Genomic DNA, 20,767 nt, shown 5'->3' with positions numbered 1-20,767 from the left:
AATTCCAAATTCCAAAACTGATATCGTTGGAATTTGGAATTTTTATTTTGGGATTAGCTTTTAAAAAAGTCCCTTACTCTTGGCTTCTCTTACCAAATCATCGTCAGAGCCTGAGCGTATTTTGAGTAATTCTTTAAGGCTGATTCTGCGTTTTTCAATTTCGGTTAAAGAAATTGGTATGTATTGCGGCATTTCGCTTAGTTCTGTTCCTTTTGAAAGGTGAAACAAAATCTGTTTATCAAATTCATCAATTTCTATTGAATTATGTGGTGCCTGATTCAGCATTTTGACAACCGACTGACTGTAATATTTTTCGCTTTTCATTACTTTATCAAATGCAAACAGCAATTCATCAAAAGTCAGGTCGTTTTTAATAATTAAACCGTTTGGGTTAATTGTTCTTATGATTGTTTTTATTTTCAGCAATTCTGTATACATTGTCAATAAAACAATTTTACAGTAGGGCATTTTCTTTAAAATCAATTTGGCAAGATCCTCACCGGAATACAGATTTTTTTCTTCATAAGCCGGCATGCTGATGTCTAAAAAAGCGATTTCAAACTGTGGTGTATTTTCATCTTCGAGCAAATCGTAAGCAGACTTACAATCGTGCGCCTGTGCAATTATAAAATCGTATTCTTTTGGATTATACCGGGTTATGGCATTTTTATATCCTTCGATAATAAAAGGATGATCATCAACAATTAAGATGTTAAGCTGTACTAATTCCGAATTTGGGGCTTTGAAATTAAGTGTCATTTGTTTGCAGATTTATTTTTTGATCAATCGGAACTTTAACAACCAGAAGTGTTCCTTCTCCTTTAGCAGATTTTATAGCAACGGTGCCTTTACATTCTGCAGCTCGGTATTCAATATTATGCAGTCCAATTCCGTTTTTTGTTCGTTTGGGATTAAATCCAATTCCGTCATCAAAGACAGACAAAACCAAATGGTCGATTTCACTTTTAAACTCCACCTTAATTGTACTTGCCTTTGCGTATTTATTGCAATTTTGAAGGGCTTCCTGAACAATTCGGTACAAATTAATTTTGACCACATTGTTTACAAGCTCCCATTTTATATGAGAATCAAAAGAAGTAATCAGCTTTGCCGGATACGTATTTCTCTGATTATCAAATAGTTTTTTTAAAATTACGACAAAGTTATTTATTAATTCTGATTTTTCTCTATTTAAGTCGTGGGAAATTTCGCGAATATCCTCTTCAATATGTTTTAATTCAGCAAGATATTTTTTGCGCTTTGCTGCGGCTTGTTCTTCATCCATTTTATCCAGACTATCCAGACTTATCCTGATTCCAAACATTCGTCCTAAAACGCCGTCGTGTAATTCCTGCGCAACTTTTTTCTTTTCTTTAATTCGGGTTGATTCAATTTCATTTTGCTGCGAAATCATCAAATTATAAATATCTTCATTTGCAATCTGCTGCTGCTGCTTAAAAATTAATTCCCGGTTTTTAGCCTGCTGCGTTTTATAAACATAGAAAAACAAACCTAACAATGTACAAATACTGAAAACATAAACAAGCGTTTTGTTTTTCTCCTGCAAATTCGAGTTTTGATCTTTTATTTCATTGGTTTCATATTCTATGCGGGAGAATTTTTCGCCCATTTTGCGTTCTGACTTTAACATTTTATCATTTAGCAAAATATATTCTTTAGAATATTTAGAAGCATTTTTAGGATCAACAGTTGCCAATTGTTTCAGGGCTTCCAGTGTATTTCTTAATTTATTGGATTTTTTAGAAAGATTCAAAGCCTGCTTAGAAAATTGAATGGCCCGAAAAGTATCGTTTTTAACCGCATAAAATTCAGATAAATGTATTTTATTTAAAATGATTCCCGACGTCAAATTCAAACTGTCCCTAATTTTTAAAGACCTGTAAAACTGTTCCGGAATATCTTTAAACTCATTTAATTTAAATTTTGAGTACGCCAGATTATCCAGCAGCATTGCGTACAATGACGTGCTTTCCTGAAATAAGTTTTTTTGTTTGAGACCTTCATTAAAATTTATTTTTGATTTTTTATAATCTTTCATGCTCAAATAAACAAAACCAATATTATTAAAGGAAGTTGCTTTAAGCTGAAGGTCTGACGGAATTGACTTGTCTTTCAGAATATTTAGTGCTTTATTATGAAACTCCAAAGCCTTATTGTATTCTTCACGCTCATTGTATAATATGCCTAACAAATTATAACAATGGTACAGCAGATCGCTCACATTTTCCTGATCTTTAAGTATTTTAAGCGTTTTAAAAATTGTAATTTCACTTTCAAACAAATCACTTTCCTTAAACTGAAGATCGGCCTTACTTAAATATGTTTTAGCCAAATTTGTTTTATCGTTAATTTGTTTATACAGTTTTTCTGCTTTAAAGTAAACTAAAAAAGCGCTGTCTGAAATAGACTGACTGCTGTAATAATCTCCAAGATAAGTGTATGCTTTTGCTAAATTGACCGAATCATTGCTGCTTTGTGATCTTGATATGATTAATTTAGAGATACGTCCATATGATTTTAAGTCATTCATATTATAGTATCTGTTGGCAACTTTAAATAAATTTACTTTATTTAAGGAATCATCTTTTTCATTTAAAATAATAGATAAAGCTTTTTCATTATACTGCTGTTTAAATTTATACGGCAGGTTAATATCATTGGCCAGCGATAAATAAACCGGCAGGCTATCTTTTGAAGAATTTACATTTTCATAAAAGCTGCTTTTCTTGGTACAACCAAATAAAATTAAGAGTAAAAGCAATAATATTTGGCTGTATTTTTTCAATATATTCTGATTTTCATCAAAAATAGGAAAAGTATGCATACAAAAAAAGGCTATCAACAATTGATAGCCTTTTCTTATATTTTTACTTTTTAATTAATCCATTTTACGGGTTGATGTAGTAAATTGAGAATCAGATCCAAATCCTCCTGCATTTGTATAATCTTGTTTTCTGTCTGTACCTGTTTTTTGTCCTCCATCGATCGACTGTATAACATCTTGTTTTCTATCAGTACCAGTTTTTTGTCCTCCATCAATTCCAAGCTCTGTTACTATTCCTTTTGAGTTTGATTTACCATTTTCGTGGTTTGCAAATGAAGTTGCTACTACTACTAAAGAAAATAATCCGATTGTTAAAGCTGTCTTTTTCATAACTTAATGTGTTTAATTTAGATTTTTTTATTTGGGGTTTTCGATTGCTTTGGTCTGCTAATCTGGGTGTAAAACTACTACCGTAATCCAAAAAATCTATATAAAAAAATAGCTTCGTGGTAAAACATACCCAATTGATAGTCAATGGGCATCAAATCTATGTAAAAGCCTAATTACTAGACTTCTAAATAATTTCCTGCAGAAAAATCAGAGATGATAAAATCAACGTTTGATTTGTAGGTTTTTGAAAAAGGAATCTTTTTCGTGGAGTTTTTTATGTAACAAACTGAGTTTCCGTTATGAATTCTCGCAATGTAGTTTCTATTGATAATATAACTGTTGTGAATTCGAACAAAAGGATAATTTAAAACCTGTTCAAAATGTTTCAGCGTTTTAAATGCTGTGATCATATCACCATTGTTCAAAAAGATATCTGTAGAATTGTTATCAGCCTGAAAATAGCAGATATCATCTGCATTTATGTAACGATGGTCACCATAAGATTTAATACAAATTGTAAGTGGTTTTGGAGCCTGAGGCTGTATTTTTTGATCTGTAATGATTACCGGAACATTTTCTTCCCTTAAAAAGGTAATTTCGGGAATATTAACTGGGTCTAAATTTGTTTCACTGCATCGTTTCTCTTTTGGTTCTAATAATGATTTTTCGAACTTTAAAAGAGTTTTTTGTAAATCGATATGCGTTAAAGGCTTTATAATATAATCCAAAACGCTGTATTGAATAGCTTCAAAAGCCAATTCCTTTTTTGTAGTGGTTATAATGATTTTTGGGAGAACAGATAAATAGCGGTATAATTCGCCAATAAATGAAAGAGATAAATTACTTGCTGAATCCTGTGGATCTATTTCTAAAAAAACAAAAGAAGGACGGTGTTCTAATACCAAATGAAGTCCCTGAGTATAATTCGCAGCAGAAGCGATAAAAGCTAATTCCGAAAAACCTTCAGCTGCGATTCTGGTTTTCAAAATACTTTCTGCGTCGTTATCAACAATGATGTACGAATATTTTTTCAATTTCTCTTTTATTGATTTCAGGATTTCGCGATATTAACCGCTTCATCGTATTTTAAATTTACTTTTTTAATTCAAAATCCCACTTAAAATTACGGATTTCAATTATCCAATCATTTCATTGTTAATAGTTTCCGGCTAAATGTTAACACATCTGGATAAAATGCCCAAATATTCGACAAAATACATTAAATTTTAAATTAAAAAAATCCCAAACTCTATAAGAATTTGGGATTTATATGATGTGAATTTAAAAATTACATTTTCATAAGCCAGTTTTTCATCGAAACTTCGTTTTCAATAATACCTCTTAATTCAGCTATTTTTACACGATCTTGTTTCATTGTATCTCTATGACGAATGGTTACCGTTTCGTCTTCAAGCGTTTGATGATCTACTGTAATACAAAATGGAGTTCCAAGAGCATCTTGTCTTCTGTAACGGCGACCAACAGCATCTTTTTCATCATACGCCACATTGAAATCCCATTTTAAATCTTCAATGATTTTTCTTGAAATTTCCGGTAAACCGTCTCTTTTAATTAATGGTAAAACTGCTGCTTTTGTTGGTGCTAAAACTGCCGGTAATTTTAGAACTGTTCTTTCAGAACCATCTTCTAAAGTTTCTTCCTGCAGCGATGTTGCAAAAACAGCTAAAAACATACGATCCAAACCAACAGAAGTTTCGACTACGTATGGCACATAGTTTTCATTTAGTTCAGGATCAAAATATTGTAATTTTCTTCCTGAATACTCTTCGTGAGCTTTTAAATCGAAGTCTGTACGAGAGTGAATTCCTTCTAATTCTTTGAAACCAAAAGGGAAATTAAACTCAATATCTGCAGCTGCATTTGCGTAGTGTGCTAATTTTTCGTGATCGTGAAAACGGTAGTTTTCTTTTCCTAATCCTAAAGACAAGTGCCATTTCAAACGTGTCTCTTTCCAGTGGTGGTACCATTTCATTTCTTCTCCAGGACGCACAAAAAACTGCATTTCCATTTGTTCGAATTCACGCATACGGAAAATAAATTGTCTCGCAACAATTTCGTTTCTGAACGCTTTACCCGTTTGAGCAATTCCAAAAGGAACTTTCATACGACCAGATTTCTGAACGTTTAAGAAGTTTACAAAGATACCCTGCGCTGTTTCCGGACGTAAATATAAATCCATAGCAGATTCTGCAGAAGCTCCCAGTTTTGTTCCGAACATTAGGTTGAACTGCTTAACATCTGTCCAGTTTTTAGAACCAGTTTCAGGATCAGCAATTCCTAATTCTTCAATTAAGGCTTTTACATCCTGAAGATCATCTGTCATTCCTTTTGCAAGTCTTGCTAAAATTTCTTCTTTTTTTGAAAGATATTCAACAACACGAGCGTTTGTAGTAACAAATTCTTCTCTATTGAATGCATCACCAAAACGAGCCTTTGCTTTTTCGATTTCTTTTTCTGCCTTTTGATTTAACTTTTCAGCATAATCTTCAACTAAAGTATCTGCTCTATATCTTTTTTTCGAATCTTTATTATCAATTAATGGGTCGTTAAAAGCATCAACGTGGCCAGAAGCTTTCCAGGTTGTTGGATGCATCAATATTGCAGCGTCAAGGCCGACAATATTTTCATTCATCTGAACCATTGATTTCCACCAGTATTCGCGGATATTCTTTTTTAATTCGACACCGTTTTGTGCATAATCATAAACTGCACTTAAACCATCGTAAACTTCGCTTGACGGAAAAATAAATCCGTACTCTTTTGCGTGCGAAACCACATTCTTAAATATATCTTCTTGTTTTGCCATAGTGATGCAAAAATATAAAAAGTGTATTAAATTTTTGTATTTAATTAAACTTTTACTTCTTTAAATTTTAATTCATTAGAAATAAATATATTATTGAAAAAGCTTTATTCAGCATTCTGTTTTTTTGAAAATCTTAAAATCTTATTTAGCAATAAGTTAAAATTATTAAATAGCTTTTTTATAAGAAAAAAGTGATTATTTTTGCACTAAAAAATAATATTATTCTTATGAAAAAAAGCATTTCTTATTATTCTCCTATAAACTCAAGTTTATATAAGGAGCTTAATATTTCTGCATGGAATTCTTGTGTAGATAACTATGAAAAAGAAAACTATCAACAATCATTAGTAGATTTTCTAAACTATCTGGATCCAAATATTTACGAACATTATTCAAATCCCGAAAAAACGATTTTTACAATTCCTCACGGATCTTCAATTATAATCTTAAAAGTCGAAAACAACCATCTTTTTATAGAAGCTCCGTTTATTAAACTACCTGAAGCTAAATTTATTCCTATTTTAAGAAAATGCAGTGAAATTAATTTTTCTTACATGACACTGCCTAACATCAAACTTTTGGATAACGAAATGAAGTTTGTGTATGATATGCCTTTAGAGTTATGCAACCCTTGGAAAATATATGACATTTTGCAAAATGTTACTTTCAATGCCGACAAGTATGACGATGAATTTGTTACAAAATTTAATGCTGAACGAATGGTTGAACCAATGGTTACCAATTATGAAAGCGATAAATTGGCAGAATACTTAAAAGTATGTAAAGAAATTGCATCAGAAAGAGTAGAAAACATCCAACATTTTGAAACAAAAAGAAATCTGAATAATGCGATTGACAGCATTTTTATCGGAATAAGCCAAATTCGTTTGTACTGCAACCCGACAGGCATTCTTTTAAACAAAATGGATGAAACAATCGATACGCTGTATGACCGAAACATCAATATGATTGACAAATTGAAAGCCGGAAAAGTGTTTTTCAAATTTGTGGAAGAAATTGATATGGCAGATTTTAGTGATTACTGTAATATCACTTTCAACCTAATCTCAAACAAACGAAATACAAACAGAACGCAGCTTGAAAACTGGGTCGAAGATTATCTTGGAAATTCGGAAGAAGCTTATAGTGTGGAGAATTATATCGAGTCTGCTTTTAACAGCTATTATGCTTTATACTATGCTTTGTCTTATTTTAATATTGAAAGCCGTGATGAAAAGGTAATTTTATACGGGCTTAAGGAAGCTGCCCAAAAAGACTGGCAGGAAGCTGCTGAAATTCTAATTGAAGTTCTTGATTTCTTTTATCAAAATACGGGAAAAGATTTTGTGTATAAAAACACAAATCATACTAACAAACAAGCAGATGATGCTGGAGAAAGCATTCATGACTATATGAAACAATATAAAAATATACTTTCTGGATTTCTATCAGGATTTGGCAAATAAAGAATAACAGAATTACATCAAAGCTTAATTAAAATGAAACAACAATCAATATTTAAAATAAGAACTGCTGCCGGTTCTGGAACTGCATTCTATTTATCTAATATCAATGCATTGATTACCAACCATCATGTAGTTGAAGGTCATAAAAAAGTATGTGTAGAAACATGTGATAAAAACAGTTATGAAGGAACTGTTGTAATGATCAGCCAGTCTGAAGACATTGCGATAATAAAAGTAAATGAGGATTTTTCGAATTTACCTGAATTAATTTTATCCGATATTTCAACATTAAAATCAAGAGATGAAGTGTATGCATTAGGATATCCATATGGTTTACCGTATACGGAAACCAAAGGAATCATTTCTGCTCCTGACCAGCTTTTTCAAGGAAAAAAGTACATTCAGACAGATGCTCCTATAAATCCGGGAAATTCAGGAGGACCGCTAATTAACAACGCAGGAGAAATAGTTGGAATCAATACTTCTAAATTTACAGATGCTGACAATATTGGTTTTACAGTTCCTGTTGACCGCCTTTTAACTATCATAAATATTTATAAAAAAGAAAATCCACAGCGCTTTTCTGTGATCTGTAACAGCTGCAGCTGCTGTATAGAAGAGGAAACAGAATACTGTGATAATTGCGGTGTCGAAATAGATAAAAATCTGTTTAGTGAAAACGAAATCACAGCATTGGCTCAAAAAATCGAAAGCGGAATGATTGCAAAAGGCATTAACCCGATTTTAGCACGAGATGGATATGAGTACTGGCAGTTTTATCAAGGAAGTACATTAATCAGAATTTACATTTACAATACAAATTTTGTTTGCGCAAATTCTCCAATCAACGAACTTCCGGCAGGAAATCTTGAGCCAATTATGAGGTATATTTTATCTAATGAAAACTTTCCGTATAATCTTGGAACCTGGGAGAAAAACATTTTTATAACATACAGAACACATTATACAGATCTTTTTAATAAAAAATACGGACAGCAGGAATTAGACAAATTAATTGGACTTGCAGAAAAAGCCGATTTTATGGATAATTACTTAAATGAAACTTATGGATGTGAATTTGCAAGTACAGCCAAATTGTAAATAGACCAAGCATTTAGAAACCCTAACAGAAATATCTGTTAGGGTTTTAATATAATTCCAAACTGAATGTATAAATTTTTAATTGATCTCTTTTTTCCTAAAGTTTGTTCCGGATGCCGTTCTGTTTTAATGACAAATGAAACCGTTTTGTGCACCAATTGTCGTCATGAATTGCCTCTTACCCAATATTATTTAGATTCAAACAATCAGGCCGTGAAAAAGTTTTATGGCAAAATTGAAACTGAACATGTTTCTGCTTTCGTTTATTTCAATAAAAAAGGGATTGTGCAGGAACTTATTCATAATCTCAAATATAAAGGCCACGAAGAAATTGGCACCGTTTTAGGAAACTGGTATGTTGAAGATTTAAAAGAACTAAAACTCAAAACTCCTTTTGACGCTGTAATTCCGGTTCCCTTACATCCAAGAAAATTTAGAGAACGTGGTTATAATCAGGTTACTACTTTTGGTAAAGCTTTAGCCGAAGGTTTAAAAATCCCTTATAATGATTCGATTTTGTATCGAAAGAAATATTCTAAAACACAATCTAAAAAAAATCTTTTAGGAAGATCAGAAAATATAGAAGACATCTTTGATTCGGTTTTCACAGAAGAAAGCAGCAACAAACATTTTTTGATTGTTGACGATGTTCTCACTACCGGAGCAACGCTCGAGGCTTGTTCAAGAGCCTTGTTAAAAATTCCCGGAGCAAAAATCAGTATTGTCTGCATGGCAATGGCTAATTCTTAAAAAAGAAAAATTCCAATATTTAAATTCCAAATTCCAATCTCAGATTTCAATAAAAAAATTCCAAATTACAATTGATGTTTTGAATTTGGAATTTAAATATTGGAATTTGTAAACGCTAGTTAACTATTATTTTCTTCACCGTTCTTCTGTTTCCGTCTACAACGGTTACTAAATAAATCCCTGCCGAAACATTTGGCAGCTGAATAGTTTGGCTAAAATCTCCCGAAGCTTCAAAAGTCTGGGCATAAACACTTTTCCCTAAAATATCATGAACAAAAACCTTGACAGCATTTGATTCACTTGCAAACTGAATTGTAAAACTGCCTTTATTTGGGTTAGGATACAATGCAAAATCGATATTCTCAAAGTCATCTGTCCCTAAAGTGAAGGTCTGCGTACAAATGTTTACAGAAGCTGAATTTATGGTTCCAAACATTCCTGAAACAGCATCGCGAACTCTAAAAGTCCATGTTCCCCCTGGATTTTGACCATTAAAAGCAATTAAATCTTCTGCCGGAATAACGATTTGTTCTGTAGTTTTACTACAATCCAAAGCACTTCCGGAATCATCAAATTGTAATGCCAAAGTAGAACTTGTACCACCGCAGGATTTGGTAAATAAACGTACGATTGTTCCCTGAGGATTTACGATTTGAATTTCTAAATCGGATAATCTTGTATGCGTAACATTTACGGCAACATTTACATCTGAAATATTTCCTGCAGAAGATGGAACGCTAACCGTTTTTGAAGTATAACTTGTAGAATAAGGAATACTAAATGCGTTTCCAAAGCTATACGAATTACAAGTTGTTGCTGATGTATATCCTATCGCAAATGATTTACCATTTAAGGCATAATATATATTGGCTGTCGGCTCAATCAAAATCCTGCAGTTTGTTGAAGATTGTATACTTGTTGGAAGTGTGATCACTTCTGAACCATCATTTGCAGTATTTGCTGCTAAAGTTGTTGGAAATGTCAAGCCTCCATCTGTAGACAATTTAATATTTACTGTTGATGAACCCTGCAGAGCATTGGTATTATTTACATTCCAGCTGACTGTTTGGGCTGTTCCCTGCTGCCAGCTTACATCATTACTATTGTGAGATGAAACCGTAAATGGTCCGGCTGTCGTAACAACATTAACTGCCATAGCATCTGTGTTGGTTTGCGCAGTGCCTAATGCAGCATTATCTCTTCCTGTTAAGGTAAAATTTAAATTTCTTGCAACAGAAGAAACAGACTCCCAGGTTGTGGTAAGTTTATTTTGAAGAACAGAATTAAAATCTGGCATATAACGAATTGGCGAGCTGTTTGGAACTACAGATCGGAACAAAGGCCCGTCTGGTTTTGTAGGATATGCAACACTATTACCCCCGGCTGTTGTAGTTGCATTGTCATATTCTTCCCAGTTATAAGTAATAACGTCACCTTCCGGATCTGAGCCGCTTCCTTTTAAAACAAATGGTGTACTAAACGGAATTGTATAATCAATACCGGCATTTATTACTGGCGGATTATTGGTTAAGTTTACACTAACCGGGCACGTTTTTCCTGCAAGTGTATTCTGAATCTGCAAAATACTGGCATAAGCAAAATAATCATCAGAATTATTTTGGATATCATAATCGCTAGTCACCCCTGCATAGCCCATTATGGTAGAACCACTTCCCGGCTCAACATTTACTGAAGTTCTTTCTCCTGAATCATAAGAAAAAGTATGGTTTGCACCTAATTGATGTCCAAATTCATGAATTACAAAATCAATATCAAAAGTATCACCTTCCGGTCTTCCGTCAGATGGAGAAGTATATCCGCTTCCTTTTGCTAAAGGATCTCCAGTTGTTGGATTTGTACAAATACAGCCAATACAACCTGCATTTCCACCACCGCCGGAAGCGCCAAACAAGTGACCGATATCATAATTATTATTTCCAATTGTATTTGTCAAGGCAGTCTGTACTTCCTGATTCCAGGCCCCATCTGCGCCTTCTGCAGCATTAGAATAAGGATCTGTTGAAGCATTCGTGTAAATTACAGCATCATTATTGGCAATTAAAACCAGTTTTATGGCTAAATCTTTATTAAAAACCCCATTTACTCTTGTCAGCGTAGCATTCATTCCTGCTAATGCCCCGGCTTTTGTTCCGCCAAAATAAGATGTATATTCTCCTGTACAGGACAAAGCTAAACGCAAGGTTTTAAAAACTTTGTTATTGGAAGCTGTTTTGGCTGTTTTGGACATCTTATTATCTAAAACTTCATCTAAAGTTTTACATTCTAATTTTAGTTTTGAAGCTGCATCTTTTGAAGAAAACAAAATGTATTCTGATTTATTTTCAGGGTTTTCTTCGATAAATTCAGTGGATTTACCGGCTCTGAAAACCATAGTCTGAATTCCCCTTGGAGAAAGGCTAAAATGTATTTTTGCCGATTTATCGTCTAAACCGCTTCCTTCATAAGCTCTGATTTCGGGATATTTAGCCTGCAGTTCCGGATCAAAATTGGATGATTCCCAAACCTGATATCTTTCTAAAACCCCTTCTGTATTTGGTATAGTAATTTCGACAGTACTTAATGCCGATTTTTCTGTTGTTTGAGAAAGTTTTGCCGTTAAGGATCCCGCATTTAATTTATAATATAGTTTTTCTGAATCAGATACTGCTGATTTTTTACTGAGACCTGAAACAGAATTAACTTTTTGCCATAAGTCATCGCTTTGGGCATGAATTTTTACAAATGAAAAGATAATCAGAAAATAAAGTAGTTGTTTCTTCATGCTGCATGATATTTTTACAGAATCAAATTTAGGCGAATTAAATCAAATTCTTACATGTAAACGACATTTAACGTTTTTTACTCGACGAATTCGTTTATTTTTCGACAAATGAAGCATAATATTCCTAAAAAATCAATTACACTTCATACAAAATTTAAAATAGATAGTATAAATTTGCAGCATCTTAAATAATTTGTTTTGAAGCTCTTTCATTCTATAAACGATTTCCATTCGACCAAGAAAACAATTTTGACTCTTGGTACTTTTGATGGCGTACATATTGGTCATAAAAAAATTCTGGAAAGAATTACTCAAAACACGGAAAATGGCAAATATGAAAGCTTAGTTCTTACATTTTTTCCGCATCCGAGAATGGTTTTACAGGAAAAATCAGAAATCAAACTTCTCAATACTATTTCTGAAAAAACAAAACTTTTAGAAGCAAGCGGAATTGAAAATTTAGTTATTCATCCGTTTAATGAAAGTTTCTCGAGATTAACTGCCGAGGAATTTGTGCGCACTATTCTAGTAGAACAGTTCCATATCCAAAAAATAATTATTGGTCACGATCATCGTTTTGGAAGAAACAGAACGGCTAATATAGATCATCTGATTGCTTTTGGTATTGAATATGGTTTTGAAGTGGAACAAATTTCTGCAGAAGAAATACAAGATGTTTCGGTTAGTTCTACCAAAATCAGAAAAGCTTTAACAGAAGGAAATATGGAACTGGCCAATGAATTTTTAGGCTATGATTATTTCCTGAGCGGCGAAATTGTAAAAGGAAAACAATTAGGAAGAACAATTGGTTTTCCTACAGCCAACATTCAAATAGAAGAAGATTACAAATTAATTCCAAAAAATGGTGTTTATGTTGTAAAAACTTTTATTGATGATCTGGAAGTTTTCGGGATGATGAATATCGGGTTTAACCCAACTGTAAATGGACAAAAACAAACTATCGAAGTAAATCTTTTTGACTTTGATGCTGATATTTACGGAAAGAAAATGGAGGTTTCATTACTTCAATATCTTAGGGAAGAGCAAAAATTTGGTTCTGTAGATTTACTGAAAGCCCAGTTAAATCAGGACAAACAAAATGCTTTGGATTTTGTCAGCAAACTTCAATCACATTAAAGAATAGTTTTAGCTCTTTTCAGAACATCGTAGTTATTTTTTTAGTAAATTTGATAGAACATAGAACACTGTTTATCAAACATATACTATTAACTTCTTTAAAAATAACCACTATGAAATTACCTAAAGAAATAACAAACGGGTTTTTAATATTCCTAGGAATCGGCCTTTATTTTTTATTGATGAATGTATTAGGTTTAGCAGATTTGTTTTACCTGCGTACACTTAACGTATTTTTTATATTTTACGGTGTAAATAAAACCATGCAGATGAACCTTCAGGAAGGAGAAACCAGTTTTGTATCCAATGCGGTTTCGGCAATGACAACTTCTGTAGTTGGTGTAGCACTAAGTGTTTTTGGCCTTTTAGTTTACAGTTATGCAAGAGGCGGCGACGCTTATGTCGAAACGTTATCGCAGACTTTTATGTTTGGAGGAAATCCGTCTGTACCAACTTATTGTATCTGCTTACTTTTTGAAGGACTTGCTTCGTCTGTAATCGTTACTTTAATGACAATGTTATATTGGAACAATAAATATGCGGCTGATTAAATTATTCAGAATAAAAACAATTATTTGACCACTCAAAAATCATAAAAACACACATTTATATGATTTTTGAGTGGTTCTTTTTTTAAAACAACTGTTAAATATTCAATTACAACAATGCATGTTGTTGGTTACTACAATTTAATTACTTTTAAACTTCAAAAAAAATTGTATCCATGAGCATAACAAAACACAATTGGACAAAAGACGAAATAATTGCAATATACAATAAACCTATGATGGATCTTCTTTACGAAGCGGCAACGATCCACAGGCAAAAACACGACCCAAATGTTGTGCAGGTTTCTACCCTATTATCCATAAAAACAGGCGGATGTCCTGAAGATTGTGGTTATTGCCCTCAGGCTGCAAGGTACAATACAGGAGTTGAAGGAAATGACCTTATGACTGTAAGCCAGGTTAAAGCTCAGGCATTGAGAGCAAAATCCAGCGGTTCTTCACGTGTTTGTATGGGAGCGGCCTGGAGAAATGTAAAAGATGGTGAAGAATTTGATCAGGTTTTAGAAATGGTCCGCACGATCAATAAACTGGATATGGAAGTTTGCTGCACTTTGGGAATGCTTACAGAAAATCAGGCACAGCGTCTGGCAGAAGCAGGTTTATATGCTTACAATCACAATTTAGATACTTCTGAAGAATATTATAAAGATGTAATTTCAACCCGTGGTTTTGAAGACCGTTTACAGACTATTGAAAATGTTCGTAAAACAAATGTGACGGTTTGCAGCGGCGGAATTATTGGAATGGGGGAAAGTATCGAAGACAGAGCCGGAATGCTTGTTGCACTTTCAACTTTAAACCCTCAGCCGGAATCCGTTCCTATCAACGCTTTGGTTGCTGTAGAAGGAACTCCGATGGAAGAAGAAAAACCAGTTGAAATTTGGGAAATGATTCGTATGGTTGCCACTACCAGAATTGTTATGCCTGAAACACAAGTGCGCTTATCTGCAGGAAGAACCAATATGACACGCGAAGGTCAGGCAATGTGCTTTTTTGCAGGAGCAAACTCTATTTTTGCCGGCGATAAACTGCTTACTACCCCAAATCCGGATGTTAATGAAGACATGAAAATGTTTGAAATGCTGGGATTGATTCCGCAAAAGGCTTTTACAAAAGTTTCGCAGCCAAAAACGGTCGAAGCTGCTGATTCTCAATTCAATTCATTAGGAGAAAAACCAAAATGGTCAAGACCCGGACATACTATTGAAAGAAACGTTGAAGCTTCGATCAAATCAAAAATTTAAGTAAAAGAGTTAATAAATCTCGATAAATATTTTTAAATTGCTTATGACACAGAGTTATAAGCAATTTTTTTATTTATAAAAATGAAATTAAAAGAAATAGAAAGGGTTAAAAAAATTTCCAAAGAGGATTTTATTTCCCAATATGTAAAAAAACAAATCCCGGTTGTTGTTGAAGAACTAACCGAAGACTGGCCGGCTTATCATAAATGGAAATTATCTTATATAAATGATATTGCAGGCAATATTACCGTTCCATTATATGACGATCGTCCCGTAAACCACGAAGAAGGCTTTAATGAAGCTCATATGACAATGAAGATGAGCGAGTATATTAATCTTTTGGAATCAAAACCAACCAATTACCGCATCTTTCTTTATAATTTAATGAAAGAAGTGCCAAGGCTTAAAAATGACTTTTTATGGCCGGATATAGGATTAAAATTAGTCAAGCAGCTGCCTATGCTGTTCTTTGGAGGCGAAAAAGCAAGAGTATTTATGCATTATGATATTGATTACTCTAATATTCTGCATTTTCATTTTCATGGAGAAAAACAGTGTATGCTTTTTGCTCCAGACCAATCCAAATATATGTATAAGGTTCCGCATGCGTTGATTTCAAGGGAAGATATTGATTTTGATAATCCGGATTATGAAAAATTTCCCGCGCTCAAAAATGCAGAAGGATATATTACGAATCTAAAACATGGAGAAATGTTGTATATGCCTGAAGGATACTGGCATTACATGAAATATCTTACTCCGGGATTTTCAATGAGTCTCCGTTCTTTCCCTAAAAGCATAAGTAACTTATCAAAAGCAGCGTATAACATTTTAATCATGCGTCATTTTGATATTATGATGCGGAAATTTAAAGGTCAAAAATGGATTGATTATAAAAACGAAAAAGCAATTCAGAACACAAATCAAAATTTACGAAAGAGTGCTTAAAAAATTAAAAACCGACTGCATTATAAATTGCAGTCGGTTTTTTAATTATAATTCATTATTATTTAATGAAAAGTGATTTTTCTGGTGGTAATTTTTTCATTTTCCAAAGTCACTTTTACAATCAAAACCTGATTTCCCGACTGAAGATTTGGAATCTGCAATTCTGTATTTTGAATTTCATTGTTTTTATAAATTAATTTTCCTGAGATATCAAAAATCGATACTTCTTTTATAAAATCATTTTCAGAGTATACTTTTATGTTTTTATTTTTTACAGAAATTAAAACGTTATTTCCTTTGTTTTCAAAATCATCAACTCCTAAAGATGTTGAAGTATATTTCAAAACAAAACGATCTAAAAACGTTCCTGTAGAAGTAGTAAAAGTATAATTGCCTGTTTGCAGATTATGTGTTGTATTCGTCCATTTGTCTTCTAAATAAATTGGATGAGTAAGTAAATCTCCATCAGCACGATCAATTGCGATTGAAAATTCTCCGTCAATAGCAGATTTATATCCTAAAGGGACAACATCTGATTCTGTAAAAGGTAATGCACGACCCTGAACTGTTAATTTTCTTCCTTCATTTATGCTGTAAAAATCTAAGTAAATATTACCGTTTATAGTTACACCATCATAATTATTGTCCCATGTATTGGTTGCCCCCTCTACATACCCAATCAGTAACTGTTTAAAAGCTCCTTGTGTATTTGTCATATTAAGCCAGACTCTGTGTTTTTCGGTATCAGCTTTATTAGCTTCGGCTGTTTTAAAGAACTGACTGTTATTACCCGGAACTCTCATTGAATTGGTAAAGACTGCATTTGAAACATTTCTTGCTTTTACAAAAAATGCCTGACCCGCTGCTATATAACCTAAAGGCGCACTTTGGTTGCCGGGCGTGCCTGCTCCTTGTCCACTCAGATTTCCAACATTTGTGCTTCCGGTTAAATTATAAATGGCGTAATCATCACTGTTATAATTGAATTGGGCATCACCGGGAACAGAACTGGTTGGCGATGAATTGTGCGTCCAAAAATATAGTGTACCATATAAATTAACAGCATTGTCAAAAATAAACTGATCCGCATATATCGCTGACGGATATGGATTTCCTAATAAATGTGATTTTTCTGCCGCGATTAATGGAACTGAAATGGTTCCGTTGTTAGGAACTCCTTCTAAAAATGAACCGTATACAGCAGGAGAATTAATGTCGAAGTTTTGAGGCGCTCTTACAATATAACCATAACCCGGTTTCATTTCCTGAGTTCCGTTATAATTTATTATCCATCCAGTAATAGCGCTGTGAGCATAATATTTATCGGCCAGTGTATTTGGTGATAAATCATGCAGTGTAAAAGGAGGCGTACGAACAATTGGAGAAGACCAATAGGTAAAATCGTATCTTCTGACCGGAGTGGTGTTTCGTTTGTAGATAATATTTCCGGTATTTACAACATCGTTAATCTGCAGAAGACTTGCATTGTTTTCGAATGTCAGCAAACCGCCATTGTTACTCACAGAATTTGTAATTGTTAATGTATGATTTGAATTTACGGTAACATTTGCTCCCGGATCAACCACACACGAACAACCGCTTAAATCTCCTGTTGTTGAGTAATTTCCTGAAAACCGAACTGCATCTGCAGCAATAGGCGGACTTCCTTTTGACCAGCTGGTACCATTCCAAATATTAGTAACCGGAGCTTTTATCTCCAAATTAATTGTTGGTAAAGATGGACAAACAGATACGTTATGTATTGTAAAAGTATAATTTCCGGGAGCCAGATTGGTTATGGTATAAGTTGTTCCTGAGGAATTATAGGTTTGAGAAACAGTTCCGTTTTGAGTAATTGTCCAATTTGGTGATGCCAATAATCCGCTGAGTTGTACACTGCCTGTTGGAGTAACGCACGTGGGCTGCGTAATAACTGCAAATATTGGTGTCGATGGTTTTGGTTCAACATCAATTCTGGTTTCTATAGCAAATTCTTCCGGACAAGTCCCGTTTTTAACTACAGCCCTATAACTTGTACTTGTTGTTAAAATTCCCGGCTGATATGTGTTTGAAGTATTCGCAAAAGGCTGCCAAACGTAAGGTATCGCCTCAGCAAATTCCCATCTTACAATTGTTCCGGTATAATCTGTCAATGTTAATAATGGACTTGGATCTCCGGCACAAATATGTGTTCCTCCATGAACTGCCCCACGTTCTGTTTTTGTGACTGTGGTTGTATTGGCAGCGTTTACACTTGAGGGACATCCAATTGAAGAATAACCAACAGTTACTGTTTTACTTCCAATTGTCAGCCACTGCAGCGTTACTGAATTACTAGCACTTGATAATCCACCTGATGTAATAATATAATCTGTATTAAGAACTCCCGGAACATTCCACACATAATTTGATTGTCCAGCCTGAGTTGTATAAGTAACATCGGTATTAACGCAAACAGATGCTGCGGGCTGTACTGTAAATGTTGGTGCTGGAGTTGGATTAATGGTAATAGATGCCGAGCCTCCTGTGAAACCAGAACTTCTTACACAAGTATTGGCTCCTGTTACGGATACTAAAGTATACGTTGTCGTTGTGGTAACCGGAGTTGTAAAAGTGGCAAATGGAGTTCCGCTGACAACTCCAGTCGCAGTTCGGTCTGCTCCGCCATTTTCTTTATATACAACAGTATAAGGACCCGTTCCTGCCGTTGCCGTAAAAGTAAGCTGACCGGCACCTGTGACACAAAATGGTCCATTCGCTGTTAAACTTCCCTGAGGCAATGGGTTTACTGTAATTGCAGCTGAATTTCCTGTGAAACCAGAACTTCTCACACAAGTATTGGATCCCGTTACGGATACTAAAGTATACGTTGTCGTTGTGGTAACCGGGGTTGTAAAAGTGGCAAAAGGTGTTCCGCTGACCACTCCCGTAGCCGTTTGGTCTGCTCCGCCATTTTCTTTATACACTACAGTATAAGGGCCTGTTCCTGCCGTTGCCGTAAAAGTAAGCTGACCGGCACCTGTGACACAAAACGGTCCATTCGCTGTTAAACTTCCCTGTGGCAATGGGTTTACTGTGATTGTAGCTGAATTTGCTGTAAAACCAGAACTCCTCACACAGGTATTGGCACCTGTAACGGATACTAAAGTATACGTTGTCGTTGTAGTAACCGGAGTTGTAAAAGTCGCAAAAGGTGTTCCGCTGACCACTCCAGTCGCAGTTCGGTCTGCTCCGCCGTTTTCTTTATACACTACGGTATAAGGACCCGTTCCTGCCGTTGCCGTAAAAGTAAGCTGACCGGCACCTGTGACACAAAATGGTCCATTCGCTGTTAAACTTCCCTGAGGTAGTGGATTAACTGTCACAGTAGTCGCTGCAGAATTTGCTGTTGTACAAACTCCATTTTGTACAACAGCCCTAAACTGAGTTGTTTGTGTAAGCGGTCCTGAAGTATATGTATTTGTTGTATTTGTAATATCTGTCCAGGTTGAAAATGGAGATACTGAATATTGCCATTTTTGAATTGTTCCTGTTTGTCCTGTTAACGATAAGGCAGCACTTGTTGCTCCCGCACAAATTGTTGTTCCTCCAGAAACTGTTCCCCCAACTGAGGCTGCAAAAATTGTAACTGTTGTAACATTGGAAGCAGAGATAGCCGAAGAACAAACTCCGGACGTTAAATTTGTTACTGTTATGTTGCTTGTTCCGATAGTGTTTAATCCCACCGCTGTAAAAGTTCCCGTTCCGGCTGTAGTTACAGTCATTGTTGCTGTAAGCCCAGTTGCACTTGGGCTGCTTCGATTGTAAGTTACTGTATAAGTCCCTGTTGGTAAAGATGCTGCAGATCCTGTCAATGTTACGGTTGATGTTGTACCAATACTATTACAAACATTTACTGCTGAAATTCCGGTAATACTATAAACAGGGCAGGTATAAATTACTATAACCTGACCATTTGCACCTGATCCGCCGGGCTGAGCAGCAGCAAGAGCAGAACTCATTGCACCACTCCCTCCACCTCCTGGCGGGCTGCCATTATTTCCTACTGCAGTACCAAGAACTACACTTGGCACAGAAGCACCACCAGCTCCACCGGATGGGTTTGCCCCATTTCCTCCTTTTCCAGAGCTTAACAAAAGTGCTGCTAAAACATTTCCGCCAGAACCTCCGGCTTCACCTGCCGTTTTTGTCGTACCAAATGAACTTGCTGTAGATCCGCCAGCACCGCCAGCAGGTGATCCTCCTGCATTATTTGCAAGACCTCCGCCCCCGCCTGCGGCATATATTACACTTTCATATCCTGTAATAGTCGAAGCCCCACCTGCAGTACCATTATTTACTGTTCCTGCAGTCTGGGCTGCTACTACAACATTTAGGGTATTACTAGCCGTTACATTAATATTGCTTCTGGCATAGGCACCTCCGCCTCCGCCTCCGCCGCTTCTTCCTTCAACCAAACCAGATCCGCCGGCACCACCGCCGGCACCTCCTCCTCCCCAAGCCTGTACATCCATTATAGTTACTCCCGCAGGAACTACTATTGTACCATTACTTGTAAGTGTGTGAGTCTGCTGCGCCCAAAGTGAAAAACAAATGCATGAAAATAAGAGTGAAAGGCGAATTTTTTTTGATGGAAAATTCTTTGAGAATTCATTGGATAAAGAAAAACAACGAATAAAAAATGGAGGTAAGATTAGAAAGATTGGTAATTTTTTTTTCATCGCACTATTTTTTAATTAAAAGAAAAAGGCTTTAGTCAAATAGGATC

Annotated in this window: 14 protein-coding genes; 7 read left to right on the top strand and 7 right to left on the bottom strand. The window is 34.9% G+C overall.

What is annotated here, in order from left to right; translation table 11 throughout:
* Positions 1-60: 60 nt before the first annotated feature.
* The 5 genes from ASE21_RS08015 to ASE21_RS07995 all read right to left on the bottom strand — a co-directional run bounded on the left by ASE21_RS08015 (position 61) and on the right by ASE21_RS07995 (position 6,002).
* Positions 61-759 (bottom strand): response regulator, encoded by a 699-nt coding sequence (locus ASE21_RS08015; protein ID WP_057122079.1) that lies wholly within the window; start codon positions 757-759, stop codon positions 61-63.
* On the bottom strand, positions 749-2,806 hold the full coding sequence (locus ASE21_RS08010) for a tetratricopeptide repeat-containing sensor histidine kinase (protein WP_057122361.1): 2,058 nt from the start codon (positions 2,804-2,806) through the stop codon (positions 749-751). The genes ASE21_RS08015 and ASE21_RS08010 overlap by 11 nt, the downstream gene beginning before the upstream one ends.
* Positions 2,807-2,899: 93 nt before the next feature.
* Entirely contained in the window at positions 2,900-3,175 is a 276-nt protein-coding gene (locus ASE21_RS08005) for a hypothetical protein (protein WP_057122078.1), read from the bottom strand.
* A gap of 176 nt (positions 3,176-3,351) precedes the next feature.
* Positions 3,352-4,209 carry a LytR/AlgR family response regulator transcription factor gene (locus tag ASE21_RS08000; RefSeq protein ID WP_057122077.1) on the bottom strand — a complete coding sequence of 286 codons (858 nt, stop codon included), beginning with the start codon at positions 4,207-4,209 and terminating at the stop codon, positions 3,352-3,354.
* A 254-nt stretch (positions 4,210-4,463) separates the two neighbouring features.
* Positions 4,464-6,002, bottom strand: a complete 1,539-nt coding sequence (locus tag ASE21_RS07995; RefSeq protein ID WP_057122076.1) for a glycine--tRNA ligase — start codon at positions 6,000-6,002, stop codon at positions 4,464-4,466.
* A gap of 227 nt (positions 6,003-6,229) precedes the next feature.
* On the opposite strand from ASE21_RS07995, the gene ASE21_RS07990 reads away from it, so the two are divergent.
* The 3 genes from ASE21_RS07990 (at position 6,230) to ASE21_RS07980 (ending at position 9,319) form a co-directional block, all read left to right on the top strand.
* Positions 6,230-7,468 (top strand): hypothetical protein, encoded by a 1,239-nt coding sequence (locus ASE21_RS07990; protein WP_057122075.1) that lies wholly within the window; start codon positions 6,230-6,232, stop codon positions 7,466-7,468.
* Between the two features lie 33 nt (positions 7,469-7,501).
* Positions 7,502-8,569 (top strand): trypsin-like peptidase domain-containing protein, encoded by a 1,068-nt coding sequence (locus ASE21_RS07985; RefSeq protein WP_057122074.1) that lies wholly within the window; start codon positions 7,502-7,504, stop codon positions 8,567-8,569.
* A gap of 66 nt (positions 8,570-8,635) precedes the next feature.
* Entirely contained in the window at positions 8,636-9,319 is a 684-nt protein-coding gene (locus ASE21_RS07980; RefSeq protein WP_057122073.1) for a ComF family protein, read from the top strand.
* Positions 9,320-9,434: 115 nt separating this feature from the next.
* Here the strand turns inward: ASE21_RS07980 and ASE21_RS07975 are convergent, their stop codons facing one another.
* Positions 9,435-12,101 (bottom strand): reprolysin-like metallopeptidase, encoded by a 2,667-nt coding sequence (locus ASE21_RS07975; protein ID WP_057122072.1) that lies wholly within the window; start codon positions 12,099-12,101, stop codon positions 9,435-9,437.
* A 198-nt stretch (positions 12,102-12,299) separates the two neighbouring features.
* On the opposite strand from ASE21_RS07975, the gene ASE21_RS07970 reads away from it, so the two are divergent.
* The 4 genes from ASE21_RS07970 (at position 12,300) to ASE21_RS07955 (ending at position 15,999) form a co-directional block, all read left to right on the top strand.
* The gene (locus ASE21_RS07970) at positions 12,300-13,238 is read left to right on the top strand and encodes a bifunctional riboflavin kinase/FAD synthetase (RefSeq protein ID WP_057122071.1); all 939 of its coding nucleotides are present in this window, start codon (positions 12,300-12,302) and stop codon (positions 13,236-13,238) included.
* A 113-nt stretch (positions 13,239-13,351) separates the two neighbouring features.
* Entirely contained in the window at positions 13,352-13,789 is a 438-nt protein-coding gene (locus tag ASE21_RS07965) for a hypothetical protein (RefSeq protein ID WP_057122070.1), read from the top strand.
* A gap of 173 nt (positions 13,790-13,962) precedes the next feature.
* On the top strand, positions 13,963-15,051 hold the full coding sequence (gene bioB / locus ASE21_RS07960) for a biotin synthase BioB (protein WP_057122069.1): 1,089 nt from the start codon (positions 13,963-13,965) through the stop codon (positions 15,049-15,051).
* A gap of 81 nt (positions 15,052-15,132) precedes the next feature.
* Positions 15,133-15,999: a cupin-like domain-containing protein gene (locus tag ASE21_RS07955; RefSeq protein WP_057122068.1), complete on the top strand. Its 867-nt coding sequence runs from the start codon at positions 15,133-15,135 to the stop codon at positions 15,997-15,999.
* A 62-nt stretch (positions 16,000-16,061) separates the two neighbouring features.
* Here ASE21_RS07955 and ASE21_RS21740 read toward each other — a convergent pair whose 3' ends face one another.
* Positions 16,062-20,720: a T9SS sorting signal type C domain-containing protein gene (locus tag ASE21_RS21740; protein WP_128414671.1), complete on the bottom strand. Its 4,659-nt coding sequence runs from the start codon at positions 20,718-20,720 to the stop codon at positions 16,062-16,064.
* Positions 20,721-20,767 lie beyond the last annotated feature (47 nt).

Source organism: Flavobacterium sp. Root901, assembly GCF_001429765.1.
In the GTDB taxonomy this organism is placed as follows: Bacteria; Bacteroidota; Bacteroidia; order Flavobacteriales; family Flavobacteriaceae; genus Flavobacterium.
Note: the sequence above shows the minus strand (reverse complement) of the source record. Positions and strands in the feature narration are given on the sequence as shown.